This window comes from Pseudomonas fluorescens, from assembly GCF_005938625.1.
Taxonomy (GTDB): Bacteria; Pseudomonadota; Gammaproteobacteria; order Pseudomonadales; family Pseudomonadaceae; genus Aquipseudomonas; species Aquipseudomonas fluorescens_BD.
Map to the genome: position 1 here is coordinate 205,992 of NZ_VCNJ01000008.1, position 25,054 is coordinate 231,045.

Below are 25,054 nucleotides of genomic sequence, written 5' to 3' on the forward strand. Positions count from 1 at the left end.
AGCCCCCCGGCAGCGTTCCGCTTCGGATGTGGCGCAGAGCGCCACGGGATGCGTTCCCACGCAGAGCGTGGGAACGATCAATCACCGCGGTAGAACAACGAATACCCCACCTGCCCCACCGCCTCGTTCAGCAACTGCCCGCTCTGCCAGATCGACTTGAACTCCGGCAGCCAGCCACCAAACGGTCTTGCGTTATCGGTACCGAGAAACCCGACCGGCGCCGGCACCACTTCAAATCCCGCCTGTTGAAAACTCCACACCGAGCGCGGCATGTGCCAGGCCTGAGTGACGACAACCACGCGTTTGATCCCCTGCGGCAACAGAATATCGGCGGTGAGTTTGGCGTTTTCCCACGTGGTACGGCTTTCACCTTCCTGCCAGCGCACCGTCACACCGAAATCGTCGCGCAATGAATCCGCCATCAGTTTGGCCTCGGTCGGCGGCGTTCCGTAATGCAAGCCACCCGTGGTCAGAATCGGCAAGCCCGACGCTTTGGCCAGTCGCGCCGCGTAACGCTGACGTTCAAGCCCCACGCCGGTCGGCTGATCCTCACCCCACGCAAGATCGCCGCGCTCGCGCCCGGAGCCCAACACCACAATGGCGTCAGCCCGCTGCGCCAGCGTTGTCCACTCTTCTCGGGCCAGCGGTGGGTCGCGCTCCAGCGCTTTTGCGCCCAACTGCACGACCACCGGCAAGCTCATCAGCCATAAGCCGCCAAAGCCAAGGGCAAAACACACGCCTGCGAGTCGCGGCCGTGAGCGGCGCAGCCACCACGCAGCCAGCAACAGCAGCAAGAGAATGCCGGGCGGCAATAAAAGTTGTTTGATGAAATAACGAAAGGGCATCGGGCATCTCCAGAGATGCCCGAAGCCTAAGAGTGTTAATTAAGCGTTACAACCAATAGGTGGGATCCTGTTGAAAAAGATCCGGTTCTTGACCTGCCATGCGCTTACTTGGCCTGCAGAGAGCGAACCTTGACGGTGTCTCTGCCGGGCGCCTTGTCCTTGAGCCAGATGACCTTGGCCGAATGTGCTGCATCGAGCTGCTTCACTGCCTGTGACAAGCATCCGTGCGTTTCACGTTCACTGCGATCCAGATAGGCCTTGACCAGTTTGAACTCGGCGGGACTCAAGCCACGCAATTCCAGTTCCAGGGGGCGCTCGTCGCGCAGCCGGTCAGCGGTTTTTACAGCGTCCAGGGCCATACCCAGACGGTCGATCAACCTTTCGTACAACTCGGGTTTAGTCACTTTTTTCTGCCGTTGCTCCACCATCCCTCACCTCATTGAAGATAAGACTCACTCCCCAGTTAGAGCTTAGCTTCGCTGCACAAACCGGCTGCACGCCGCGACCAACGGCCCTCGCCACGGATTGGCCGGGAAAAACAGCTGTAATCAGGGTTTCCCTAGGCCAAGCGCGGTCATGTATGCTACGGCGCTTCCTGTAATTCCACTTCCAGCTCGTCCGGGCCAACCCCGGAACCTGCGTTGAAGAGGATTAGGCCACCCCTATCCAGTACAAAAGTAGCCATGCACGAACAATATCAGCCCCGTGAAATCGAAGCCGCCGCCCAATCGTTCTGGGACGAGCAAAAGTCCTTTGAAGTCAGTGAACAGCCAGGCAAGGAAACCTATTACTGCCTGTCGATGTTCCCTTACCCCAGCGGCAAGCTACACATGGGGCACGTGCGCAACTACACCATCGGCGACGTGATCTCCCGCTACCAGCGCATGCTCGGCAAAAACGTTCTGCAACCGATGGGTTGGGACGCGTTCGGCATGCCGGCGGAAAACGCCGCGATGAAGAACAATGTCGCCCCCGCCAAGTGGACCTACGAAAACATCGCCTACATGAAAACCCAGCTGCGCAGCCTGGGTCTGGCGGTCGACTGGTCGCGCGAGGTGACTACCTGCAAGCCGGATTACTACCGCTGGGAACAATGGCTGTTCACTCGCCTGTTCGAAAAAGGCGTGATCTACCGTAAAAACGGCACCGTGAACTGGGACCCGATCGACCAGACCGTTCTCGCTAACGAACAGGTGATCGACGGTCGCGGCTGGCGTTCCGGCGCGCTGATCGAAAAGCGCGAAATCCCGATGTACTACTTCAAGATCACCGCCTACGCGGATGAGCTGCTGGAGAGCCTCGACGAACTGACTGGCTGGCCTGAACAGGTCAAGACCATGCAGCGCAACTGGATCGGCAAATCCCGCGGCATGGAAGTGCAGTTCCCGTACAACGTCGACTCGATCGGCGAAGCCGGCACTCTCAAAGTCTTCACTACCCGTCCGGACACCCTGATGGGCGCGACCTATGTCGCCGTGGCTGCCGAGCATCCACTGGCCACTCTGGCGGCAAAAAACAACACCGGGCTGCAAGCGTTCATCGCTGAATGCAAGGGCGGCAGCGTTGCCGAAGCCGACGTTGCCACGCAAGAGAAGAAAGGCCTGCCAACCGGCCTGTTCGTCGAGCACCCGCTGACCGGTGAAAAACTGCCGGTGTGGGTCGCCAACTACGTGCTGATGCATTACGGCGACGGCGCTGTAATGGCGGTACCGGCGCACGACGAGCGCGATTTCGAATTCGCCCACAAGTACAGCCTGCCGGTGAAATCGGTGGTGCGTACCAGCTCCGGCGACAGCAACCCGGCCCCTTGGCAAGACGCCTACGGCGAGCACGGCACGCTGATCAACTCCGGTGAGTTCGACGGCCTGGACTTCGCTGGCGCGTTCGACGCGATGGAAGTGGCCCTGATCAAGAAAGAACTGGGCGCCTCGCGCACCCAATTCCGCCTGCGCGACTGGGGCATCAGCCGCCAGCGCTACTGGGGCTGCCCGATCCCGATCATCCACTGTGATGCTTGCGGTGACGTGCCAGTGCCGGAAGATCAACTGCCTGTGGTCCTGCCGGAAGACGTGGTGCCGGACGGCGCCGGTTCGCCGCTGGCACGCATGCCTGAGTTCTACGAGTGCAGCTGCCCGAAATGCGGCCAGCCTGCCAAGCGTGAAACCGACACCATGGACACCTTCGTCGAGTCGTCGTGGTACTACGCCCGTTACGCCTCGCCGCACTTTGAAGGCGGTCTGGTGGAAAAATCCGCGGCCGATCACTGGCTGCCGGTCGATCAGTACATCGGCGGTATCGAACACGCCATTCTTCACCTGTTGTACGCTCGCTTCTTCCACAAACTGATGCGTGACGAAGGCCTGGTCAGCTCGAACGAGCCGTTCAAGAACCTGCTGACCCAAGGCATGGTGATCGCCGAGACTTACTATCGTCGCGAAGCCAATGGTGCCTACACCTGGTTCAATCCGGCAGACGTGGAACTCGAGCGCGACAGCAAAGCCAAGGTCATCAGCGCCAAACTGAAGTCCGACGGTCTGCCGGTGGAAATCGGTGGCACCGAGAAGATGGCCAAGTCCAAGAACAACGGCGTCGACCCACAGTCGATGATCGATCAGTTCGGCGCTGATACCTGCCGCCTGTTCATGATGTTCGCTTCGCCACCCGACATGAGTGCTGAGTGGTCCGACTCCGGCGTTGAAGGTTCGCACCGCTTCCTCAAACGCGTCTGGCGCCTGGCGCAAGCCCACGTCACTCAGGGCTTGCCGGGCAAACTGGACATCGCCGGCCTGAACGACGAGCAGAAAGCCGTTCGCCGCTCGATCCACGTAGCCATCAAGCAAGCCAGCCATGATGTCGGCCAGAACCACAAATTCAACACCGCCATCGCTCAGGTGATGACGCTGATGAACGTGCTGGAAAAAGCCGCACAAGCTACCGAGCAGGATCGTGCGTTGATTCACGAAGGCCTGGAAGCTGTGACGCTGTTGCTGGCGCCAATCACGCCGCACATCAGCCACGAACTGTGGAACAAGCTGGGTCACGCCGACGCAGTCATCGATGCTGGCTGGCCGGCAGTCGACGAAAGCGCGCTGGTGCAGGACAGCCTGACCCTGGTGATCCAGGTCAACGGCAAGCTGCGCGGCCAGATTGAAATGCCGGCCAGCGCGACCCGCGAAGAAGTCGAAGCGGCAGCGCGCGGTAACGAAAACGTACTGCGTTTCGTCGACGGCCTGACGATTCGTAAAGTGATCGTTGTGCCGGGAAAACTGGTCAACATCGTCGCCAGCTAATTGGATCGGGCGTCAGGTTTGCCTGACGCCAAGTAAAACCTTTCGGGCCGTACAGTCGGCCCACGTGGTTTCAAGGGGAGCAACACAATGATCAAACGCAATCTGCTGGTGATGGGCCTCGCCGTTCTGTTGAGCGCCTGCGGTTTCCAGCTGCGCGGTACCGGCACCAACGAACTGTCGATCAAGGAACTCGATCTGAGCGCCCGTAACGCCTACGGCGAGACGGTCACGCAACTGCGCCAGATGCTGGAGTCGAGTGGCGTCAAGGTTTACAGCGGTGCCCCGTACAAGCTCTACCTGGCAGACCAGCAGGAGAGCCAGCGTATCCTCAGCTACGCCGGTGCCGGTCGTACGGGCGAGTATCAAGTCAGTACGGTTCTGAACTACGAGATCCGTGGCGACAAGAACCTGCAACTGCTGAGCGACAAGCTTGAAGTTCAGAAAGTGTTTATTCACGACGGTAACAACCTTGTGGGCTCCGATCAGGAAGCCAACGACGCCCGTCGCGAAACCACTCGCGAACTGGTCCAACGCATGATGCTGCGTCTGCAGCAACTGACCCCGGGTCAACTGCAGCAGCTGCAGCAAGCCGCCAATGACCGCGCCAAGGCAGAAGCCGATGCGCTGCAAGCGGCACAAAAGGCTGAAGCGGAAACCCCGCGTCAGTCGCCGCTCGAAGTACCGCAGCCGTAAGACGTTCGGGGCGCTCAGGCGCCCCGTTCGGCATTTCTTATGAAGCTCGCTCCCGCCCAACTCGGTAAACACCTGCAAGGTGCTTTGGCACCGGTCTACATCATCAGCGGCGATGACCCGCTGCTGTGTCAGGAAGCCGCCGACGCCATCCGCAATGCTGCGCGCCAGCAAGGATTTGATGAACGCCAGGTTTTCGCCGCGGACGCCAATTTCGATTGGGGCACGTTGTTGCAGGCCGGCGCCAGCATGTCGCTGTTCTCGGAAAAACGCCTGCTGGAACTGCGACTGCCTTCGGGCAAGCCCGGTGACAAAGGCGCCGCTGCATTCATCGAATATTGCTCGCGTCCCGCCGAAGACACGGTGCTGCTGATCAGCCTGCCCAAGATGGATGGCAGCGCGCAGAAAACCAAGTGGGGCAAGGCGCTGGTCGAAGGTCAGCAAACCCAGTTCATTCAGATCTGGCCGGTGGACGCCAATCAGTTGCCGAGCTGGATTCGTCAGCGTCTCTCTCAGGCCGGGCTATCGGCGAGTCAGGACGCCGTCGAATTGATTGCTGCGCGTGTCGAGGGCAACCTGCTCGCCGCCGCGCAGGAAATCGAGAAGCTCAAGCTGATGGCCGAAGGTGCACAGATCACCGTCGAAACCGTGCAGGCCGCTGTGGCCGACAGTGCGCGGTTCGACGTGTTCGGCCTGACCGATGCCGTGCTCAACGGTGAACCGGCACATGCGCTGCGCATGCTTGAAGGCTTGCGTGGCGAAGGCGTCGAACCGCCGGTGATTCTCTGGGCGCTGGCGCGGGAGCTGCGGCTGCTGGCCAATATTTCGTTGCAGTACAGTCAGGGCACGCCGCTGGACAAGTGTTTCAGCCAGGCAAAACCGCCAGTGTGGGACAAGCGCAAACCGCTGATGAGCAAAGCCCTGCAACGCTACTCGGCGCAACGCTGGGCGCAGTTGCTGCTGGAAGCGCAGCGGATCGACGCGCAGATCAAAGGCCAGGCTGCCGGGTCGCCGTGGATGAGCCTGAGCCGCTTGGCGCTGTTGATGTCTGGCCAGCGTCTGACACTCCCCGCCGAATAACCTGCTCTACCGCATAACGGCCATTCGCGAGCAAGCTCGCTCCCACATTTGGAATGCATTTCAATGTGGGAGCGAGCTTGCTCGCGAAAGCGTCAGAACATTCCTACCTATCAGGGACTGGACAGACGCCCGACATCGGCAGATTATTTCCCCCGCAAAACCCACTCACTCGAGAGAACCCTCATGAGCAAAAAGCCATCGAAACATGGCCCCAACAAGGCCAAATCCATTGTCGCCCAACCCCTGTTCCGCAGCCGCCAGGAACGACCAACCAAGGGTAAAGGCAGCTACCGCCGCGAAGCCTTCCAGTCTGACAGCTGGGAGGCTTCTTACTTTCTGGCCGCTTAAAGCGCAGTACCCCCCGGTCATGTTAAGGTCTGCACCTGATTCGTTTTCCTGGAACTGTGCATGCCCCTAAGTCTTTCCCGTCGTTGGCCTGTTCGCCAACTGATCGCTGCCTCCAGCTTCATTCTGCTTGTCGCCTGCGCGGAAAAACCGACCGCAGCCGATGCGCAACCTCTTCAAGCCGCTCCTGTCGCCACGGCCCCAGCGATTATCCCGCCGGTAGTGCCGTCCGCCGACCCTCTGGATCTCCAGCCGACCCAGACCTTTGCTGAATGGCAGGCTGGCTTCCGTAAAGATGCGCTGGCCGCCGGGATCCGCGCTGACCTGTTCGATCGCGCCTTTGCCAATGTCAGCTTCGACGCCAGTGTGATTCGGGCCGACCGCAGCCAACCCGAGTTCTCCCGCCCGGTGTGGGAATACCTCGATGGCGCGCTTTCGCCACTGCGCGTGCGTAAAGGTCAGGCACTGATCAGCCAGTACGCCGATATTCTGCAAAGCATCGAACAACGATATGGTGTTGACCGTCAGGCGCTGGTATCGGTTTGGGGCATGGAAAGCAACTTCGGCCAGTTCCAGGGCAGCAAGTCGGTGATCAACTCGCTCGCCACCCTCGCCTACGAAGGCCGTCGCCCGGGCTTTGCTCACGCACAGCTGATCGCCGCACTACAGATCCTGCAACAAGGCGATATCACGCCGGAGAAGATGCTCGGTTCCTGGGCCGGCGCGATGGGACAGACCCAGTTCATTCCGACCACCTACAACACCCATGCTGTGGACTTCGACGGTGACGGTCGCCGCGATATCTGGGGCAGCCCTGCTGACGCACTGGCCTCGACCGCGCATTACCTGCAAAGCTCTGGCTGGCAGCGTGGCCAGCCGTGGGGTTTTGAAGTGCAATTGCCGGGCAGTTTCAATTACACGCTGGCTGATGGTGCGATTCGCAAGAGCGTTGCCGAATGGCGTCAGTTGGGCGTGAGCCTGCCAAACGGTGCTCAGGTGCCAGCCGGTTCGGATCAATTGTCCGCCGCCTTGCTGCTGCCCGCCGGCTACCGTGGCCCAGCGTTTCTGATCCTCGACAACTTCCGCGCGATCCTCAAGTACAACAACTCCTCGTCGTACGCGCTGGCAGTGAGCCTGTTGTCCGAGCGTTTCAGCGGTGGCGGCTTGATCAACGGGAGCTGGCCTAAAGATGACCTGCCGCTTAGCCGCACCGAGCGTATGGAATTGCAGACCCTGCTGAGCGCGCGCAATTACGATGCCGGCACGGCGGACGGGATTATTGGCGCCAATACGCGTAAAGCGATTCGCAGTGCCCAGCAGTCGTTTGGCTGGCCGGCGGATGGGTATCCGACGCACAAGTTGCTGGAAAGCCTGCGGACTCAGTAGAACGATTGTCGTATGGCTGATATCGCTTTCGCGAGCAAGCTCGCTCCCACACTGGTTCTGTGAACGCCACAGATCAAATGTGGGAGCGAGCTTGCTCGCGAAGACTGACTATCAGGCAGTAAACCTTCAGGCCTTGATCACCACATCCTGCTCCAGCATCAATTCCTGCTTCCCCGCATCCAGCCGCACCAGTGCGCCCATCGGCAGCGTCAGGTTCGGATCGCAATGCCCGCTGCGCCAGCCAGACAAAACCGGAATTCGCAAAGGCTCGAAGGTCTGCTTGAGCAAGCGGTTCAGCGCTTCGACATCCACGCCGGCAATATCCCCGACCAACACCCCGCGCAATTTGGCCAACTTGCCGGCCAGACGCATCTGGGTGAGCAAGCGATCAATGCGATACAGCGGCTCGTTGATGTCTTCGATGAGCAGAATCACCCCCTCGACATCGATTTCGTAAGGCGTACCCAACGTCGAAGCGATCATCGCCAGATTACCGCCGAGCAAGCGCCCATGCGCGACACCAGGCTCGACTGTGGTCAATGGATAAGCCACCGGATGGCTAAACACACTCCCTGCCTTCAATTGCCCACGCAGCATGGCGAAGAACGAGGTGACCGTCGGCGGCTCCTTGTCACCCAACAGGTCGGCATTGAGCAGCGGCCCGTGAAAGGTCACGAATCCGGCATAACGACTGATGGCCAGGTGCAGCGCGGTGATATCGCTGTAGCCAACGAATGGCTTGGCGTTGCGGCTCAGCAGGTCGTAGTCGATGCGGTCGAGCAATCGCGGCGTGCCGTAGCCGCCGCGCAGGCAAATGATCGCATCGACCTCGGGATCAACGAACGCTGCGTGCAGATCGTGCAGACGCACATCGTCACTGCCGGCCAGATAGCCGTCCTTCTCGTAGACGCCGGGAAATACCTTCAACCCATAGCCACGGGCGCGCATCCATTGCACCGCCTTATCGGTGTCCAGAGCACCGGGGCCGGCAGGCGCAATGACGCCGATCAGCCCTTCCGAGGGCAGCGCAGGCACGGCTTTGTGCGGGCAAAGTGTGTGGGTTGGTCGAACGGTCATCCTTGGATCTCCCTGTGAAGTCATGCACACACAGTAGTCAGGAACGGCGCTAAACAGAAGAGGGTCAGCCACGCCGCAGGTTGCAGGAAAAATCAGTATCGAATGTAAGACGGGCAAAAAAATGCCCGCCGGGCGTTAAAACCTCGGCGGGCATTTTCAATCAACGCTGAATCAGGAACCCAGCAGCTCAGCCTTGACCAGCTTGGCCTGCTCGTCTGCGTGGTACGAAGAACGCACCAACGGGCCCGAGGCGACGTTCTTGAAGCCCATCTTGTAACCTTCCTCGGCGAACCAGGCGAAGGTGTCCGGGTGCACGAAACGCTGCACCGGCAAGTGGCTACGCGAGGGCTGCAGATACTGACCGAGGGTCAGCATGTCGATGTCGTGTTCGCGCATGCGCTTCATGACTTCGATGACTTCTTCGTCGGTCTCGCCCAGACCCAGCATCAGGCCGGATTTGGTTGGAATGTGCGGCATCATCTGCTTGAAGCGTTGCAGCAGAGTCAGCGACCACTGGTAGTCCGAACCCGGACGCGCAGCCTTGTACAGGCGTGGCACGGTTTCCAGGTTGTGGTTGAACACATCCGGCGGCTCGGCCGCGGTGATTTCCAGAGCGACATCCATGCGACCACGGTAGTCCGGAACCAGAGTTTCCAGCTGCACGTTGGGCGACAGTTTGCGGATTTCGCGGATGCAGTCGGCAAAGTGCTGGGCACCGCCGTCGCGCAGGTCGTCGCGGTCAACCGAGGTGATCACCACGTACTTGAGCTTGAGGTCGGCAATGGCAATGGCCAGGCTTTCCGGCTCGTTGACGTCCAGTGGCTTCGGACGGCCGTGGCCAACGTCGCAGAACGGGCAGCGACGGGTGCAGATGTCACCCATGATCATGAACGTCGCGGTGCCGCCGGAGAAGCATTCGCCGAGGTTCGGGCAGGACGCTTCTTCGCAGACGCTGTGCAGTTTGTGTTTACGCAGCAGGCTTTTGATACGGTCGACTTCCGGCGAAACCGGGATGCGGACACGAATCCAGTCAGGCTTCTTCGGCAGTTCGGTGGTCGGAATGATCTTTACCGGGATGCGTGCAACCTTCTCGGCGCCGCGCAGCTTGACGCCGGCTTCTACCTTGGGACGCGGGGCCGGGCGCTCGGTCACGTCGAGCGTCGGGATCATGGTTTGCACTGCATCAGTAGTCATATCAGTCGATTCCGCCCGTCAGGGTCGTCTGCTCAGCATAGTCGAGGTGTTTGACGAGCTGCGCGCGCAGCCGGGCACTTACCTCGGCAAATTCAATCGATCCTGCGTGCTCGCTCAGCTGGGTCATCGCCAGCCCGGCATAGCCGCAGGGATTAATCCGTCGAAACGGTTCCAGGTTCATATCCACGTTCAGGGCCAGGCCATGAAAGGAACAACCGTGGCGAATCCGCAAACCCAGAGAAGCGATTTTCGCTCCATCGACATAGACGCCGGGAGCATCTGGCTTGGCTGCAGCAGTTACGCCGTAGCTGGCCAGCAGTTCAATCAGGCAAAGCTCCATGCGACTGACCAGATCACGCACGCCGAAACCCAGCTTGCGTACATCCAGCAACAGGTAGGCCACCAACTGGCCGGGGCCATGATAAGTCACTTGCCCGCCGCGATCGACCTGCACCACCGGGATATCTCCCGGCAGCAACAAGTGTTCGGCCTTGCCGGCCTGGCCCTGAGTGAACACCGGCGGGTGTTCGACGAGCCAGATTTCGTCAGCGGCATCGCTGCCGCGTTCGTTGGTAAAACGTTGCATGGCATGCCAGACCGGCTCGTAGGCCATCTGGCCGAGCTCGCGAAAGCCCAGCGTGCCCGGCATCACAACACCATATGCACGAAGCCGGTCGCCCGCAGTTCGCTGTTGATGTTGTACAGCTGATCCTGATCGGTCGCGACGATGTGCAACTGAATCGTGGTGTATTTACCGTTGGTGCTTTGACGCTCGTCGATGCGCTTATCGTTGATGGTCGCGTGTTTCAGGACGATCTCGATGATCTTGTCCTTGTTGCCAACACCCGTATCGCTGATCACCTTAATCGGATAGTCGGTCTGCGGGAATTCGATCTTTGGCGCCTTTACTTCGGTATCGGTCATGGCGTAACGGCCTCTTGAGCGCAAGCCGTGGTAACGCACATGGCCCCGCACCGGATCGGGGCGGGGCCATGCAGGTCAACACAAATCAGTTGAACAAGCCGTAGAAGAATAGACGGATGCTATCCCACATGCGGCGGAAGATACCACCCTCCTCGACGCCATCCAGAGCGATCAGGTCAGCACTGTGCACGACCTTGTCTTCCAGTTTGACTTCGACTTTACCGATCACGTCGCCCTTGGCGATTGGCGCGGTCAGTTGCGGGTTCATGGTCATGCTGGCAGCGAGCTTCTTCAGCTGGCCTTTTGGCAGGGTCATGGTCAGGTCTTCAGCCAAGCCGGCCTTGACTTGATTGGTGGTGCCTTTCCACACCGGGGCCTGAGCCAGTTCGGTGCCCTTCTGATAGAAGGTCTGGGTTTCGAAGAAGCGGAAGCCGTAGGTCAGCAGCTTCTGGGTTTCAGCGGCGCGAGCCACTTCGCTGTTGGTGCCGAACACCACGGCGATCAGACGCTGGCCGTCACGTACAGCCGAGGACACCATGCAGTAGCCGGCTTCGTCGGTGTGACCGGTTTTCAGACCGTCAACGGTCTTGTCGCGCCACAGCAGCAGGTTGCGGTTAGGCTGCTTGATGCCGTTCCAGAAGAACTCTTTCTGCGAGTAGATCGCGTAGTGAGCCGGGTCTTCATGGATGATCGCACGGGCCAGGATCGCCATGTCGTGAGCCGACGAGTAATGCTCAGGGTTTGGCAGACCGGTCGGGTTCATGAAGTGGGAATTGGTCATGCCCAGATCAGTCACGGTCTTGTTCATCAGGTCGGCGAACGCATCTTCGCTGCCGGCGATGTGCTCGGACAGCGCCACGCTGGCGTCGTTGCCGGACTGGATGATGATGCCGTGCAGCAGGTCGCTGACAGTCACCTGCGAGCCGACCTTGATGAACATCCGCGAACCGCCGGTACGCCAGGCGTTTTCGCTGACGGTCACCGGATCGTTTTCACCGATCTGGCCACGACGGATTTCCAGGGTCGCGATGTACGCGGTCATCAGCTTGGTCAGGCTGGCCGGTGGCAGACGCTGATCGCCATTGTTCTCGACCAGCACGTTGCCGCTGCTGGCATCCATCAGAACGTAGGCTTTGGCGGCCAGTTGCGGTGGCGACGGCATCATCTCGGCCGCGAAGGCGGCTGGCGAGAGGAGCAGCGGGACTAGCAGACACAGGCGTTTGGCAAAGGTGGTGATGTTCATCCGTCTCTCGAAATCGCTAATGGAAACTGTCCTTGCGGACAAAATTTAATCAGATGACTTTCTAACGAGCCATCGCGTGTTCAGTTGCTCACTCCAGTCACCCTTGCCGGGCTTTTGTTCTTCGACGAGCCAACAACCTGATTCACCCCCCAATCGCTGGTGAACCGTCAATCAAGATCTACGTTTTGCTTACTCGGTGACCACACTTGGCGAACCAAGGTTGGCCAGACGCACACTGTTCTGCACCTGGGCAATTTCACCCGGCGAGCCGATCGGCCCCAGGCGAACCCGGTGCAGGGTCTGCTGATTGCGCACGATCGAGCTGATGAACACCGGAGCGCTCACCATCCCGCTGAGCTTCGACCTCAGGAGTTCTGCAGCGTCCGGGTTGGCGAACGCGCCCACCTGCAGATACTGGCCAGTTGCTGTTGCAGAAGCGTTTTTTTTTGCACTCATCGGCACGGGGACGGTGTCAGAGGCATGTTGTTGCGGTGGCGGCGTCCATTGCTCGACGGTGCCGGCCGAGGCCGTGATCACCGGCGCGCTGTTCTGCGCGACCTGCGGCTCGTTGAGCATCAACGGTGCCGGACGGCCCTTGGCAGCCCAGTATTGCTGCGGATCGATGCCTTCAACCTTGACCCGCGCCGTGCCGGTTTCGGCGTAACCGAGTTTTTTCGCGGCCGCGTACGACAAGTCGATGATGCGATCGGAATAGAACGGCCCACGGTCGTTGACCCGCAGGATCACCGTGCGGTTGTTGTCCAGGTTGGTCACCCGAACGTAACTTGGCAGTGGCAATGTCTTGTGGGCGGCACTCATGCCGTACAGGTCGTAAACCTCGCCATTGGCGGTGTTCTGGCCGTGAAACTTGGTGCCGTACCAGGACGCCGTGCCAGAGGCGACGTAGGTCTTGGATTCCTGCAACGGGAAATAGGTTTTGCCCAGTACGGTGTACGGGTTGGCCTTGTACGGACCGGTGTGCAGGGTCGGCGTGGCATCGGGGATGCGCGAAACATCGACGTCCCACCACGGCGCGCCATCTTTGTGCGCGCGATTGATGTCCAGGCCCGGCTGCGCTCGCACAGCGGTATTGGAGGTTTTCGGTGTCGGCGAACGACTGGTCGAACAGCTGGCAACCAGCACCGCCAACGCAGCGAATGCCACCAGCTTCAGGGGTTTATTGTTAGGCAATGCCCGCATTACTTGACGCCCCGTGCTTGTACCAGCTGTTCAGACAGTTGATGTACGGCCATGGCGTACATCACGCTGCGGTTATAACGCGTGATCGCGTAAAAATTCTTCAGGCCCATCCAGTATTCAGGGCCGTTGTCGCCTTCGAGGCGAAATGCAGTAACCGGCATATCATCGCGCAGCGCATCATGACTTGACCAGCCCAGCGCCCGCAACTCTCCAACCGTTTTCGTCGGCTCGATACCGGTGGTCAGGCCTTCATCGACCTGCTCGCCACGGACATCGGCGCGGCTGACCACAGGCTCACCCGCGACCCAGCCGTGACGCTTGAAATAGCTCGCGACGCTGCCGATCGCATCATCCGGGTTGTTCCAGATATTGATGTGGCCGTCACCGTCGAAATCCACCGCATACGCGCGAAAGCTGCTCGGCATGAACTGCGGCAGGCCCATGGCCCCGGCGTACGAGCCTTTGAGGGTCAATGGGTCGACCTGTTCTTCACGCGCCAGCAGCAGGAACTCACGCAGCTCCTTGCGGAAAAATTCGGCACGGGGAGGATAGTCGAAACCGAGCGTCGACAAGGCATCGATCACCCGGTAATTACCGGTATTACGTCCGAAAAAGGTTTCAACGCCGATGATCGACACGATGACTTGTGCCGGTACGCCGTATTCCTGCTCGGCACGGGCCAACGTCGCCTCGTGCTGACGCCAGAAGTCCACACCACGGGCGATGCGTGCATCGGTGATGAACATTGGACGGTATTCTTTCCACTGCTTGACGCGCTCGGCGGGCCTGGAAATGGCGTCGAGAATCGCCTGCTTGCGCTGAGCCTCGCGGAATACCGCCATCAGCTGCTCACCGGCAAAACCATAGTCGCGGGTCATTTCACCGACGAATTCGGCCACCTGAGGCGAGCCTTCGTATTCGCCGGCCAGCGCTTCCTGCACGCTGCCCAGGAGGCCCATCAGGCCAACCAGCGGCGCGCATCGAGTCGCCCAGCCACGCATTACTTGCATTGAACTCTTCACCTTATTCAAACCTGTGCGATCCACTTGCGATGGGTATGGATCGACATCAAAACCCCAAACGCTGACAGCAGCGTCACCAGCGAAGTTCCTCCGTAGCTAATGAACGGCAACGGTACCCCTACGACCGGCAACAGGCCACTGACCATACCGATGTTGACGAAAACGTAAACAAAAAACGTCATGGTCAACGCACCGGCGAGCAATTTGCCGAACAGCGTTTGTGCCTGAGCGGTAATCACCAGCCCCCGGCCAATCAGCAACAGATAGATCAGCAGCAGCGCACAAATACCCACCAGGCCAAACTCTTCGCCGAGTACGGCAATGATGAAGTCGGTGTGGCTTTCGGGCAGGAAGTCCAGGTGTGACTGGGTGCCGAGCAGCCAGCCCTTGCCGAACACGCCGCCGGAACCGATCGCGGCTTTCGACTGAATGATGTTCCAGCCAGTGCCGAGCGGATCACTTTCCGGGTCGAGGAAGGTCAGGATTCGCTGCTTCTGGTAGTCGTGCATGATGAAAAACCACATGGCGACCGACACCGGAATCGCCGCCGCCAGCACGCTGAGAATCCAGCGCCAGCGCAGCCCGCCCATGAACAGCACGAACGCACCACCCGCCAGAATCAGCAGCGAAGTACCGAGGTCAGGCTGACGGACGATCAGGATGAACGGCACACCGATCAGCATCAGGCTGATGCCGACGTGCTTGAGCTGCGGCGGCAACGTGCGCTTGGACAGATACCAAGCGATGGTCGCCGGCATCAGGATCTTCATGAATTCCGAGGGCTGGAAGCGGATCACTCCGGGGATGTTGATCCAGCGTGTGGCGCCCATGGCGTTGTGGCCCATGATGTCCACCACCAACAGCAACACCACGCCGATCACGTAACCGAGCGGCACCCAACGGGCCATGAAGCGCGGCTCGAACTGGGCGATGACGATCATCGACACCAGGCCGATACCGAACGAAGTGGCCTGTTTAGCCAGTAGATCCCAACTCTTGCCACTCGCCGAATACAGCACGAACAGGCTACCGGCGGCGAGAATCAGCAGCAGGATCAGCAGCGGGCCATCGATATGCAGTCTTTGCAGCAACGTCGCGCGGCGACGCATCACATCCTCACTGGAGAGCATGCGATCAAAGTTATTCATCACGGGCCGTAGCCTCCGCACTGATTGGGCTGGCGTATTCGGCCTTCAAACGTCCGTCCTGATCGAGCAGCCAGGCGTCCATGACCTGACGCACCACGGGCGCGGCGACACCGGAGCCGGACTCACCGTTCTCGACCATCACCGAAACAACAATTTTCGGGTCATCAGCCGGGGCAAAACCGACGAACAAGGCGTGGTCGCGGTGGCGTTCCTGAACCTTGGAGCGGTCGTACTTTTCGCCCTGCTTGATCGCCACGACCTGCGCCGTACCGGACTTGCCGGCAATCCGGTATTGCGCGCCGATCGCTGCTTTGCGCGCGGTACCGCGAGCGCCGTGCATCACCTGCTGCATGCCGTGATTGACCTTGGCCCAGTCCGACGGGTCGCGCAGGACAATGTCCGGCATCGGGTTTTCATCCACCGGTTTCACCCCTTCGAGGGATTTGGCCAAGTGCGGACGATTCCAGATGCCTTTGTTGGCAACCAGCGCCGTGGCCTGGGCCAGTTGCAGCGGCGTTGATTGCATGTAGCCCTGGCCGATCCCGAGGATCAGGGTTTCGCCCGGGAACCACGCCTGTTTACGCGTCGCCCGTTTCCATTCGCGGGACGGCATCAGGCCGGGGGATTCTTCGAACATGTCCAGCGAGACCTTCTGGCCGATGCCGAATTTGTTCATGTAAGTCGACAACCGATCAATGCCGAGCTTGTGCGCCAAGTCATAGAAGTAGGTGTCGTTGGACCGCATGATCGCCGTGTCGAGATCGACGAAGCCGTCACCGGTGCGGTTCCAGTTACGGTATTTGTGATCGTAGTTGGGCAGCATGTAGTAGCCCGGGTCGAACACCCGGCTCGATGCCGTCACTACGCCGGAATCAAGACCGGCAATCGCCACCGCCGGTTTGATCGTCGAACCCGGCGGGTACAGACCGCGCAGCACGCGGTTGAACAATGGCCGGTCGATCGAGTCACGCAACTCGGCATAGGCCTTGAAGCTGATGCCGGTGACGAACAGATTCGGGTCGAAACTCGGCTGACTGACCATTGCCAGCACTTCGCCGGTCTTCGGATCCAGCGCCACCACCGCGCCACGACGCCCGCCCAGCGCTGCTTCCGCCGCTTCCTGCAATTTGATGTCCAGGCTCAGGACGATGTCCTTGCCGGGAATTGGATCGGTGCGTTTGAGCACACGCAACACGCGGCCTCGGGCGTTGGTCTCGACTTCTTCGTAACCGACCTGACCGTGCAATTCCGGCTCGTAGAAACGCTCGATGCCGGTTTTGCCGATGTGATGGGTGCCGCTGTAGTTGACCGGATCGAGGCTCTTCAGCTCTTTCTCGTTGATCCGCCCCATATACCCCACCGAGTGCGCGAAATGCGCGCCCTGCGGGTAGTGACGAACCAGCTGCGCAACCACTTCCACGCCCGGCAGGCGGAACTGGTTCACCGCGATGCGGGCGATCTGCTCTTCGCTCAGCTCGAACAGAATTGGCACCGGCTCGAATGGTCGGCGCCCCTGGCGCATGCGCTTCTCGAAGATCACCCGGTCCTCGGGCGTCAGCTCGAGCACTTCGACAATGACGTCGAGCACTTGCTGCCAGTCGCCGGAGCGCTCGCGGGTCATGCTCAGACTGAAGCTGGGACGGTTGTCCGCTACCACCACGCCGTTGCGGTCGAAAATCAGCCCGCGGGTCGGCGGAATCGGCTGCACGTGGACGCGGTTGTTTTCCGACAGCGTCGAGTGGTACTCGTACTGAATCACCTGCAAGTAATACAGCCGCGCAATCAACACGCCGATCAGCAGCATGATCGCAATGGCCCCGAACACGACGCGGCTACGCACTAAGCGTGCGTCCTTTTCGTGGTCCTTGATGCGGATCGGCTGAGACATGAGGGCTGGATTACTTGTGGTAAGGGTGACCGGACAGCACGGTCCAGGCACGATACAACTGTTCGCCGATCAGGATCCGCACCAGCGGGTGCGGCAACGTCAGCGGCGACAACGACCAGCGCTGATCGGCACGGGCGCAGACTTCCGGCGCCAGCCCTTCCGGGCCACCGACCATGAAATTGACCGTGCGCGAATCCAGCCGCCAGCGGTCGAGTTCGACCGCCAGCTGCTCGGTGCTCCAGGGTTTGCCGTGGACTTCCAGCGTGACGATCCGCTCGTTCGGCCCGACCTTGGCCAGCATGGCTTCGCCTTCCTGGCGGATGAATCGGGCCACGTCGGCATTCTTGCCACGGGTATTGAGCGGTATTTCCACCAGTTCCAGCGCCAGCTCGGACGGAAGACGCTTGGCATATTCATGCCAGCCTTCTTCCACCCACTTGGGCATGCGTGAACCGACGGCGATCAGGCGCAGTCGCACAGCAATCCCTTACAGCTGGTCTTTGTTGAGCTTGGTGAAATGCTCGTGGGTGTTTTCCGGGCTGTGGTGCTTGGCGTCGGCCGCACGGCTCTGCTCGGCACCGGCCCACAGGCGCTCCAGGTCGTAGAACTGACGTGCCGAGGCAGTCATCATGTGCACGATCACCAGGTCCAGGTCCAACAGCACCCAGTCGCTGTCGCCCTTGCCTTCTTCGCCCAGCGGCTTGGCGCCCTGCTTTTTGACTTCTTCGCGAACCTTGTCGAGCATCGCGTTGATCTGGCGGTTGGACGTACCAGTGGCGATGATCATGTAGTCAGTGATGCTCTGCTTGTCGCGAACATCAATGATCTGGATGTCTTGTGCCTTGACGTCTTCCAGCGCGGCTACAGCCAGCTTGACCAGTTCGTCGCCCTTCAGCGGCTCATTGGTGTTGACCGGTTCTGGCAGCGGGGCGCTCTTGAATGTGCCTTTGCGCTTTACTTTGGTTTGGTCTTTGTCAGTCATATAAAACTCGTTTTGCTCATATATTCGGCGGCTTGGCGATACGTGGATTCGTATCAGTGAAGCACGCCTTGCTCAGTTCGACGCACGGTAAAGACCGTGCGCATCGATGTAGGCCAGGACCGCGTCGGGCACCAGGAAACGTACCGACTTACCGCTGGCCAGCAGTTGACGGATCTGGGTGGCGGAAACCGCGAGCGGTGTCTGCCAGACGAATGCAATCTGTCCGCTCGGCCCCTTCAGGGCCAGCGGGTCGCTCACCGAACGCGCTGCCAGCAGGTTGCGCAAGGCATCCGGCGGTTCGCTGTCGGCGTCCGGGCGCTGTAGCACCAGGATGTGGCAATGCTGGAGCAACTCTTCCCAGCGGTGCCAAGTGGGCAGGCCGCAAAATGCGTCCCAGCCCAAAAGCAGAAAAACCTGGGTCTCGGCGGACATTTCAGCCCGCATCGACTCCAGGGTATCAATGGTCCAGGACGGCTTGTCCCGCTGCAATTCGCGGGCGTCCACCACCAGCGGCGGCATGCCGGCCACCGCGCATTCGACCATCGCCAGCCGATCCTGCGCAGACACCTGCGGCGTACCGCGATGTGGCGGCCGCGCATTCGGCATCAGGCGCAACTCGTCGAGCGCCAGCGCTTCGGCGACTTCCAGGCCCCCGCGCAAATGGCCGATGTGCACCGGATCGAACGTACCGCCCAATACGCCGATGCGTCGGGGGCGGGACTCGCTGCCGGTTTGCGGCGCTGTCAGGTCGAGGTCGGTCAAGTCAGACCGTCGCCTGGCCGCGCAACTGGCCATCACCGACCACGATGTACTTCTCGCAGGTCAGTCCTTCGAGGCCCACCGGGCCGCGGGCGTGCAGCTTATCAGTAGAAATGCCGATCTCGGCACCCAATCCGTATTCAAATCCATCGGCGAAGCACGTCGGGGTATTGATCATCACCGACGCTGAGTCGACTTCCGCCACAAAGCGACGGGTATCGGCGAGGTTTTCGCTGACAATCGAGTCGGTGTGATGGGAGCCGTAATGGTTGATGTGTTCGATCGCCTGATCCAGACCCTCAACCACACGGATCGACAGGATCGGCGCCAGGTACTCGGTGCTCCAGTCGTCTTCGCTGGCCGCAACGGCGTCAATAATCGCTAGGGTGCGCTCGCAGCCACGCAGTTCGACGCCTTTTTCGCGGAACTGGGCGGCCATCGACGGCAGGAAATCTTGCGCAACCTTTTGATCGACCAGCAAGGTCTCCATCGCACCGCAAATTCCGTAACGATAAGTCTTGGCATTGAAGGCGATGCGCTGGGCTTTCGGCAGATCGGCATGGGCGCTGACGTAAACGTGGCAGATGCCATCCAGGTGTTTGATCACCGGCACCCGGGCATCGCGGCTGATGCGTTCGATCAGGCCACGACCACCGCGCGGCACGATCACATCGACGTACTCGGGCATGGTGATCATCGCGCCGACGGCGGCACGGTCGGTGGTTTCAACCACTTGCACCACGGCGGCGGGCAATTCAGCCTCGGCCAGACCGCGTTGAATGCACGCGGCAATCGCGCGGTTGGAGTGAATCGCCTCGGAGCCACCGCGCAGGATGGTCGCGTTGCCGGACTTCAGGCACAGGCTCGCAGCATCGATGGTCACGTTGGGACGCGATTCGTAGATGATCCCGATCACGCCCAGCGGCACGCGCATCTTGCCGACCTGAATGCCCGACGGACGGAAGCTCATGTCACGGATCGCACCGACCGGGTCCGGCAGTGCCGCGACCTGACGCAGGCCAACGATCATGCCGTCGATGCGCGCCGGGGTCAGTTCCAGACGCTCCAGCAAAGCGGGTTCCAGACCATTGGCGCGACCGGCGGCCAAATCCTGCTCATTGGCGGCGGCAAGCTCGGCACGCGCGGCGTCCAGGGCATTGGCAGCAGCCTGCAAGGCGCGGTTTTTCTGCGCGGTGCTGGCACGGCCGATGACCCGGGAGGCTTCGCGGGCGGCGCGACCCAATCGGGTCATGTAGTCAAGAACGGACTCAGTCATGGTCTGCTGGGGTCTTGGCAAAGAGGAAAGCGGCAGATTATAGCTGTCGCGTCCCGGGACTAACAGCGGTGACGGGCGGATGGTCAAAATGAGCGCAGATTCACCGGCGTTCAGGCCCAATTAAGCCGTGCGTTGTTATCATCACGACCTCTTCAGCCTGGATATACCTTGCCTGCCATGTCCAACCTGACCGCTCGCTCCCACGCCGAACGCCTGCCGCTGGGGCTGCCGGACGCCTTTTTCGACCGAGATGCGCAAGTGCTGGCGCAGGATCTGCTCGGCAAAGTCATACGCCATCGCGTCGGCGATCTGTGGCTGAGCGCGCGAATTATCGAAACCGAAGCCTATTACTGCGCGGAAAAAGGCAGTCACGCGTCCCTCGGCTACACAGAAAAGCGTAAGGCTTTGTTTCTGGACGGCGGCCACATCTATATGTATTACGCCCGTGGCGGTGACTCGTTGAATTTCAGCGCGCAAGGGCCGGGCAATGCGGTATTGATCAAATCCGCCTATCCGTGGGTCGATGAAATCAGCGGGCCGGCGAGTCTGGCGCAGATGCTGTTGAATAACCCTGATGCTCAGGGACGTGCGCGTCCTTCGCAAAAGCTCTGCGCCGGGCAAACCCTGCTGTGCAAGGCGCTGGGGCTGAAGGTGCCGATGTGGGACGCCAAGCGTTTCGATCATGAAGTCCTGTTGGTGGAAGACACCGGACCGGCGCCTTCGCACATCATTCAAACCACACGTTTGGGCATTCCCCATGGCCGTGACGAACATCTGATGTACCGTTTTGTCGACGCAACCTATGCGCAATGGTGCACGCGGAACCCGCTGCGACGCGGTCAGGTCGAAGGCCGGGATTATTTTCTGCTGTAAACACACACTCATGTAGGAGCTGCCGAAGGCTGCGATCTTTTGATCTTGCTTTCAGGATCAAGATCAAAAGATCGCAGCCTTCGGCAGCTCCTACAGGAGGCCATTAATGATTTGGAGTTTTTCTGTATGGGCCCATGGCTCGATAGCGTGACCGGCTGGCTGGCAGCCAATCCACAGTGGCTGGCTGCTGCGGTGTTCATTGTTGCCTTTGTGGAATGCCTGGCGATTGCCGGTTTGATCGTGCCGGGCACCGTGCTGCTGTTTGCCGTCGCTGTACTGGCTGGCAGCGGCGCACTGTCGCTGAGCGAAACGTTGCTGTTGGGTTTTCTCGGCGGGATTCTCGGCGATGCCGTTTCGTATTTCCTCGGCCGCCATTTCCACCAGAACATTCGGCGCCTGCCAGGGCTGCGCCATCATCCGGAATGGATGGCCGGCGCCGAGTCCTACTTCCAGCGCTACGGCATCGCCAGCCTGCTGGTCGGTCGCTTTATCGGGCCGTTGCGGCCGATGCTGCCAATGGTCGCCGGCATGTGCGACATGCCCTTCCCGCGTTTCGCCGCTGTCAGTCTATTGGCCGCCGCCGGCTGGAGTCTGGCTTATCTGCTGCCCGGTTGGGCCACCGGCGCGGCCTTCCGCCTGCCATTGCCTGAAGGGTTCTGGCTGGAGGCCGGGATTGTCGCCGGCAGCGTCGCCGTGATGGTCGGCCTCAGCGTGAACAGCAGCCTGCGCCGGCACCGCCGCGCAACAATCTGGATCAGCAGCATGAGCCTGTTGATACTGATCGGTCTGTTCATCGGCTATCCGTACCTGACAGCACTCGATCAAGGCGTGATGACGCTGGTGCAGGAACATCGCCAACCGGTGCTCGATGAAATCGCGGTCACGCTGACCCTGATTGGTGAATTCCGCAACATGCTGCTGTTCAGCGTCCTGCTGACAGGTCTGTTGCTGTTGTGCCGGCAATGGCGCCAGGCGATTTTCGTCGGCGGCACGTTGCTGGTCACCGCACTGGCGAACACCGGGACCAAATACTTCTTCGCCCGGGTGCGCCCGGAAGTGCTGAGCGATCCGCTGACCACTTACAGCATGCCCAGCGGCCACGCATCAGGTTCATTTGCGCTGTTTCTGACCCTGGCCGTGCTGGCGGGTCGCGGACAGCCACCGCGCATGCGCCTGACCTGGTTGCTGATCGCCTGTATTCCGGCCCTCGCCATCGCGCTGTCGCGGGTCTATCTGGGCGCTCATTGGCCAACCGACGTATTGGCCGGCGCCATGCTTGCCGCTTGTGTCTGCGCCGCTGCCTTATGGCTGAGCCAGCGCAAAACCCCGCTCAATCCCATGCCGTTCAAGATCTGGTGGCTGATCTTGCCGGCCATGTTGGCGCTGTTTGGCTTTTTCGTCCTGCGGCATCTGCCCCATACGTTGTTGCGTTACGCCTACTGAATGAGGCGATATACAAGCCTTATTCCCTTCGCGCTGCTCTTTTAGGAAATATCCGACATGAGCAGCGCTATTCCCTTATCAAACCTTACTCATCCAAAGTAAAACTTCCTATCTATAAAAACTGCAACTTCCTACACTTCAAAACAAAAACAATAGAAGTTACACATCACCTGTAAACCGCTACAACAACGCCTTCCATAACTTGAAAAACCAGTTAGATTAAATCCACAACCCTTGAAGCCCTTCGGCAAATTCTCGCCATTAAAGTGAGACTGCTTGCACTTGCCTGCCAGACAAACAACTCAACTTACAAATCGAGGGGTTCAATACATCAACTGATTTCGAGTACTCCATGAGTCCAAAGATACCGCGCAAACCACCCCAGCCCTCAACGCAGCAACCTGACTCGAGCACATTCCCGCCCCTGCGAACCGAAACGCCCTTCGCTACCAGCGGGCCTTCCATTTTCCGGGTACCGGGTTCGCCGAGTGGCGAGGATTTCGTCCCCACCGCTAGCGGTCGCCCGATCATCGACAACACCCCGCCTGCCGTGGCCATCCAGGCCATGCCGGTTACGAGTCCTGCCCGCCTCGCAAACGATAGTTCGCCCGACACTTATTGGCTGCGCGACGACTTCCTGCGCGGCATGAAACCGGCGGAGGATGACGGTTTTCGCTGGATCGTCGGACGCCAGTTTGTCGACGTCGAACATGAAGGAGGCTTGCGCACTACCCATGTCGGTCAGGATGCCGCCGGGGTTTATCGCTGCAAGTTGGTCTCTGAGCGATCAGCGTCCGGGCCGGTGCTTTACCGGAACGAAGGCCGATTGACCTGGCGCCTGACGGAGCATCCGGCGCCAATCATGGCCTCGACGAAACGACCTGCGCCGCCACCCGGAACCGCCCCCCTCGCAAAACGGCCCCGCCCCGCCCCCCTCGATCAGAATCTGTACAAGCCATCACCGCGTTCGCCGGATGCCCAAGGCTATTACGAATTGGCACCTTCTTTCGGGTCGAACAAGACGATCACGCAATTGGCCTTCCTGGACGCCTTCGGTAACTGGATCCCGGTCGATCCACCGGCCGGCGGTTTCGGTGCCCAGCCCACGCTCTTGAAGCACTGGACCGATCTCGAGATCTGGCAGGCGTATGACATCCACGGCCAGGATCTCTGGCGTTTTCGAACCGATGCCCAAGCCAGCGGCAAGAGTCCGCTGTGGGCGGTTCCCAACATCACGAACCCCTACCGTGATTTGCTGCGCGATACCCTGCGCTGGCTGCACCCGACCATGAGCCTGACCCAGCGCGAGGCATTCCTGCAGTCCTACAACCTGCTGCCGAGTCAGTTGACCCGCTTGCAACAAGACCTGAAGACCGAACCGAAAATGCCTGACTGGGCGCAAGCCCACAAAAGCCTGATCGACGACATCGCCAATCCACAGCGCCTCGAACAGATGACCCAGGACGCCGTCAAGGAACTCAACCTCAAGCGCGATGCCCGGCATGCCTGGTACAGCCCCGAAACCAGCATGACCGCGCCGGTGCGCGACGCGCTGCTGAGCAAACTCGGCTATCTGCGCAACAAGAACAATTGCCTGTACCGCACGGACATCCCGGCGCTGTTCCGTGGCGACGAGCGCACACCGTTCGAACTCGCCAATGATGGCTTCATGCTGCCGCGCTATCACCACGAACCTGGGGCAACCACGCACAAACCGATGAGTGCCACCTTCAGTCTCAAAGAAGGGAAGATGTACGCGAGCGAGCCTGATCCCGAGTACTTGCGCTTCAACAGACAGACCAACAAACACCCGGGACGGGATGCCGATGATAGCGATTCGGGCAGCGATGCCAGTGACACAGAAAGCACCACATCGTCCGAATGGTCAGATGCCGCAGACACGGTGCCGTGGGATCACGATCGTCGCTATGAATCAACGCGCACCCGCCAGCAGGAAATGTTTTTGTATGTACTCGACACCCGCGGCCTGGAAGTGGTGCCTCATGAAGAAAACATGAGTTTCAATTCAGCGGCGCGCAATACACCTCCGACCTGGTTTCCCTCCGACGACTTCGAAGGGCTGATTTCAGTCACCCGCAGCGGACTGGATGCCGAGCGCATCTGGCTGCTCAACTCGGCCCTGACCAAAGCGGTGAAGATCGACGACATCAAAGCGCAAGCAGGCGCAAGCGCCAAGCGCATCAAAGCCGCCACCCATGCCGGACACCAGAACAAATCCGAATACGATCAGTTGATCGACAAAGCCGAGGCTGCGGGCAAGCCCGTGCTCCGGCTGTCGGGGCGCGGCGACGAATTCGCCTACGACGTCAGGTGGCCTGAACCGACTCAAACCTCGTGACACACCGGTACGGATACCGGGATTGCTACG

23 protein-coding genes are annotated in these 25,054 nt (G+C 60.2%); 8 read left to right on the plus strand and 15 right to left on the minus strand.

Annotation, left to right across the window (positions count from 1 at the left end; translation table 11 throughout):
- Window positions 1-77: 77 nt before the first annotated feature.
- Together FGA82_RS07120 and FGA82_RS07125 are read right to left on the minus strand one after the other, a co-directional pair.
- Window positions 78-845, minus strand: a complete 768-nt coding sequence (locus FGA82_RS07120; protein WP_141126541.1) for a YdcF family protein — start codon at window positions 843-845, stop codon at window positions 78-80.
- Between the two features lie 104 nt (window positions 846-949).
- Window positions 950-1,273 (minus strand): hypothetical protein, encoded by a 324-nt coding sequence (locus FGA82_RS07125; RefSeq protein WP_141126542.1) that lies wholly within the window; start codon window positions 1,271-1,273, stop codon window positions 950-952.
- A 255-nt stretch (window positions 1,274-1,528) separates the two neighbouring features.
- On the opposite strand from FGA82_RS07125, the gene leuS reads away from it, so the two are divergent.
- From leuS to FGA82_RS07150, 5 genes are all read left to right on the plus strand, one after another.
- Window positions 1,529-4,135 (plus strand): leucine--tRNA ligase, encoded by a 2,607-nt coding sequence (gene leuS, locus FGA82_RS07130; protein ID WP_141126543.1) that lies wholly within the window; start codon window positions 1,529-1,531, stop codon window positions 4,133-4,135.
- An 87-nt stretch (window positions 4,136-4,222) separates the two neighbouring features.
- Entirely contained in the window at window positions 4,223-4,828 is a 606-nt protein-coding gene (lptE, locus tag FGA82_RS07135; protein ID WP_141126544.1) for an LPS assembly lipoprotein LptE, read from the plus strand.
- A gap of 39 nt (window positions 4,829-4,867) precedes the next feature.
- Entirely contained in the window at window positions 4,868-5,905 is a 1,038-nt protein-coding gene (holA, locus tag FGA82_RS07140; RefSeq protein WP_141126545.1) for a DNA polymerase III subunit delta, read from the plus strand.
- A gap of 183 nt (window positions 5,906-6,088) precedes the next feature.
- Window positions 6,089-6,253, plus strand: a complete 165-nt coding sequence (arfA, locus tag FGA82_RS07145) for an alternative ribosome rescue factor ArfA (protein WP_016986126.1) — start codon at window positions 6,089-6,091, stop codon at window positions 6,251-6,253.
- 60 nt (window positions 6,254-6,313) lie between these two features.
- Window positions 6,314-7,636 (plus strand): lytic murein transglycosylase, encoded by a 1,323-nt coding sequence (locus FGA82_RS07150; protein WP_141126546.1) that lies wholly within the window; start codon window positions 6,314-6,316, stop codon window positions 7,634-7,636.
- Window positions 7,637-7,762: 126 nt separating this feature from the next.
- On the opposite strand, the gene FGA82_RS07155 is transcribed toward FGA82_RS07150, so the two are convergent.
- From FGA82_RS07155 to FGA82_RS07215, 13 genes are all read right to left on the minus strand, one after another.
- A complete protein-coding gene (locus tag FGA82_RS07155; protein ID WP_141126547.1) occupies window positions 7,763-8,713 on the minus strand; it encodes a S66 peptidase family protein in 951 nt (316 codons plus the stop codon).
- Between the two features lie 171 nt (window positions 8,714-8,884).
- Window positions 8,885-9,883: a lipoyl synthase gene (gene lipA, locus FGA82_RS07160; RefSeq protein WP_161986515.1), complete on the minus strand. Its 999-nt coding sequence runs from the start codon at window positions 9,881-9,883 to the stop codon at window positions 8,885-8,887.
- A 25-nt stretch (window positions 9,884-9,908) separates the two neighbouring features.
- On the minus strand, window positions 9,909-10,556 hold the full coding sequence (gene lipB, locus FGA82_RS07165; RefSeq protein WP_141126548.1) for a lipoyl(octanoyl) transferase LipB: 648 nt from the start codon (window positions 10,554-10,556) through the stop codon (window positions 9,909-9,911).
- The gene (locus FGA82_RS07170) at window positions 10,556-10,831 is read right to left on the minus strand and encodes a DUF493 domain-containing protein (RefSeq protein WP_141126549.1); all 276 of its coding nucleotides are present in this window, start codon (window positions 10,829-10,831) and stop codon (window positions 10,556-10,558) included. The genes lipB and FGA82_RS07170 overlap by 1 nt, the downstream gene beginning before the upstream one ends.
- Before the next feature lie 85 nt (window positions 10,832-10,916).
- On the minus strand, window positions 10,917-12,074 hold the full coding sequence (locus FGA82_RS07175; RefSeq protein WP_038361911.1) for a D-alanyl-D-alanine carboxypeptidase family protein: 1,158 nt from the start codon (window positions 12,072-12,074) through the stop codon (window positions 10,917-10,919).
- Between the two features lie 189 nt (window positions 12,075-12,263).
- Window positions 12,264-13,274, minus strand: coding sequence for a septal ring lytic transglycosylase RlpA family protein (locus FGA82_RS07180; protein WP_141126550.1), 1,011 nt, complete (start codon window positions 13,272-13,274; stop codon window positions 12,264-12,266).
- Window positions 13,274-14,284 carry a lytic murein transglycosylase B gene (gene mltB / locus FGA82_RS07185; RefSeq protein ID WP_093434581.1) on the minus strand — a complete coding sequence of 337 codons (1,011 nt, stop codon included), beginning with the start codon at window positions 14,282-14,284 and terminating at the stop codon, window positions 13,274-13,276. Before mltB ends, FGA82_RS07180 begins: the two co-directional genes overlap by 1 nt.
- 17 nt (window positions 14,285-14,301) lie before the next feature.
- On the minus strand, window positions 14,302-15,405 hold the full coding sequence (gene rodA, locus FGA82_RS07190) for a rod shape-determining protein RodA (protein WP_042704880.1): 1,104 nt from the start codon (window positions 15,403-15,405) through the stop codon (window positions 14,302-14,304).
- 31 nt (window positions 15,406-15,436) lie between these two features.
- The gene (mrdA, locus tag FGA82_RS07195) at window positions 15,437-17,332 is read right to left on the minus strand and encodes a penicillin-binding protein 2 (RefSeq protein WP_141126551.1); all 1,896 of its coding nucleotides are present in this window, start codon (window positions 17,330-17,332) and stop codon (window positions 15,437-15,439) included.
- Window positions 17,333-17,342: 10 nt separating this feature from the next.
- Window positions 17,343-17,810 (minus strand): 23S rRNA (pseudouridine(1915)-N(3))-methyltransferase RlmH, encoded by a 468-nt coding sequence (gene rlmH / locus FGA82_RS07200; protein ID WP_003185785.1) that lies wholly within the window; start codon window positions 17,808-17,810, stop codon window positions 17,343-17,345.
- A gap of 9 nt (window positions 17,811-17,819) precedes the next feature.
- Window positions 17,820-18,314 carry a ribosome silencing factor gene (gene rsfS / locus FGA82_RS07205; protein ID WP_016986117.1) on the minus strand — a complete coding sequence of 165 codons (495 nt, stop codon included), beginning with the start codon at window positions 18,312-18,314 and terminating at the stop codon, window positions 17,820-17,822.
- A gap of 72 nt (window positions 18,315-18,386) precedes the next feature.
- Window positions 18,387-19,109, minus strand: a complete 723-nt coding sequence (gene nadD, locus FGA82_RS07210; protein ID WP_141126552.1) for a nicotinate-nucleotide adenylyltransferase — start codon at window positions 19,107-19,109, stop codon at window positions 18,387-18,389.
- A complete protein-coding gene (locus FGA82_RS07215) occupies window positions 19,078-20,349 on the minus strand; it encodes a glutamate-5-semialdehyde dehydrogenase (protein WP_141126553.1) in 1,272 nt (423 codons plus the stop codon). The genes nadD and FGA82_RS07215 overlap by 32 nt, the downstream gene beginning before the upstream one ends.
- A gap of 177 nt (window positions 20,350-20,526) precedes the next feature.
- On the opposite strand from FGA82_RS07215, the gene FGA82_RS07220 reads away from it, so the two are divergent.
- The 3 genes from FGA82_RS07220 (at window position 20,527) to FGA82_RS07230 (ending at window position 25,024) form a co-directional block, all read left to right on the plus strand.
- The gene (locus FGA82_RS07220; RefSeq protein WP_141126643.1) at window positions 20,527-21,222 is read left to right on the plus strand and encodes a DNA-3-methyladenine glycosylase; all 696 of its coding nucleotides are present in this window, start codon (window positions 20,527-20,529) and stop codon (window positions 21,220-21,222) included.
- A gap of 126 nt (window positions 21,223-21,348) precedes the next feature.
- The gene (locus tag FGA82_RS07225; RefSeq protein WP_141126554.1) at window positions 21,349-22,665 is read left to right on the plus strand and encodes a bifunctional DedA family/phosphatase PAP2 family protein; all 1,317 of its coding nucleotides are present in this window, start codon (window positions 21,349-21,351) and stop codon (window positions 22,663-22,665) included.
- A 352-nt stretch (window positions 22,666-23,017) separates the two neighbouring features.
- Complete coding sequence (locus FGA82_RS07230) at window positions 23,018-25,024, plus strand: hypothetical protein (RefSeq protein WP_141126555.1); 2,007 nt, start codon at window positions 23,018-23,020, stop codon at window positions 25,022-25,024.
- Window positions 25,025-25,054 lie beyond the last annotated feature (30 nt).

Excerpts from the sequence above, each read along its gene's own strand:
- rodA (WP_042704880.1), bottom strand. The coding sequence starts at position 15,405 with ATGCGTCGCCGCGCGACGTTGCTGCAAAGACTGCATATCGATGGCCCG.
- arfA (WP_016986126.1), top strand. The coding sequence starts at position 6,089 with ATGAGCAAAAAGCCATCGAAACATGGCCCCAACAAGGCCAAATCCATT.
- FGA82_RS07175 (WP_038361911.1), bottom strand. The coding sequence starts at position 12,074 with ATGAACATCACCACCTTTGCCAAACGCCTGTGTCTGCTAGTCCCGCTG.
- FGA82_RS07225 (WP_141126554.1), top strand. The coding sequence starts at position 21,349 with ATGGGCCCATGGCTCGATAGCGTGACCGGCTGGCTGGCAGCCAATCCA.
- lipB (WP_141126548.1), bottom strand. The coding sequence starts at position 10,556 with ATGCCGGGCACGCTGGGCTTTCGCGAGCTCGGCCAGATGGCCTACGAG.
- holA (WP_141126545.1), top strand. The coding sequence starts at position 4,868 with ATGAAGCTCGCTCCCGCCCAACTCGGTAAACACCTGCAAGGTGCTTTG.
- rsfS (WP_016986117.1), bottom strand. The coding sequence starts at position 18,314 with ATGACTGACAAAGACCAAACCAAAGTAAAGCGCAAAGGCACATTCAAG.
- mrdA (WP_141126551.1), bottom strand. The coding sequence starts at position 17,332 with ATGTCTCAGCCGATCCGCATCAAGGACCACGAAAAGGACGCACGCTTA.
- FGA82_RS07215 (WP_141126553.1), bottom strand. The coding sequence starts at position 20,349 with ATGACTGAGTCCGTTCTTGACTACATGACCCGATTGGGTCGCGCCGCC.
- lptE (WP_141126544.1), top strand. The coding sequence starts at position 4,223 with ATGATCAAACGCAATCTGCTGGTGATGGGCCTCGCCGTTCTGTTGAGC.
- FGA82_RS07125 (WP_141126542.1), bottom strand. The coding sequence starts at position 1,273 with ATGGTGGAGCAACGGCAGAAAAAAGTGACTAAACCCGAGTTGTACGAA.
- FGA82_RS07180 (WP_141126550.1), bottom strand. The coding sequence starts at position 13,274 with ATGCGGGCATTGCCTAACAATAAACCCCTGAAGCTGGTGGCATTCGCT.
- FGA82_RS07230 (WP_141126555.1), top strand. The coding sequence starts at position 23,018 with ATGAGTCCAAAGATACCGCGCAAACCACCCCAGCCCTCAACGCAGCAA.
- leuS (WP_141126543.1), top strand. The coding sequence starts at position 1,529 with ATGCACGAACAATATCAGCCCCGTGAAATCGAAGCCGCCGCCCAATCG.
- FGA82_RS07120 (WP_141126541.1), bottom strand. The coding sequence starts at position 845 with ATGCCCTTTCGTTATTTCATCAAACAACTTTTATTGCCGCCCGGCATT.
- FGA82_RS07150 (WP_141126546.1), top strand. The coding sequence starts at position 6,314 with ATGCCCCTAAGTCTTTCCCGTCGTTGGCCTGTTCGCCAACTGATCGCT.
- FGA82_RS07220 (WP_141126643.1), top strand. The coding sequence starts at position 20,527 with ATGTCCAACCTGACCGCTCGCTCCCACGCCGAACGCCTGCCGCTGGGG.
- mltB (WP_093434581.1), bottom strand. The coding sequence starts at position 14,284 with ATGCAAGTAATGCGTGGCTGGGCGACTCGATGCGCGCCGCTGGTTGGC.
- lipA (WP_161986515.1), bottom strand. The coding sequence starts at position 9,883 with ATGATCCCGACGCTCGACGTGACCGAGCGCCCGGCCCCGCGTCCCAAG.
- FGA82_RS07155 (WP_141126547.1), bottom strand. The coding sequence starts at position 8,713 with ATGACCGTTCGACCAACCCACACACTTTGCCCGCACAAAGCCGTGCCT.
- nadD (WP_141126552.1), bottom strand. The coding sequence starts at position 19,109 with ATGGCCAGTTGCGCGGCCAGGCGACGGTCTGACTTGACCGACCTCGAC.
- FGA82_RS07170 (WP_141126549.1), bottom strand. The coding sequence starts at position 10,831 with ATGACCGATACCGAAGTAAAGGCGCCAAAGATCGAATTCCCGCAGACC.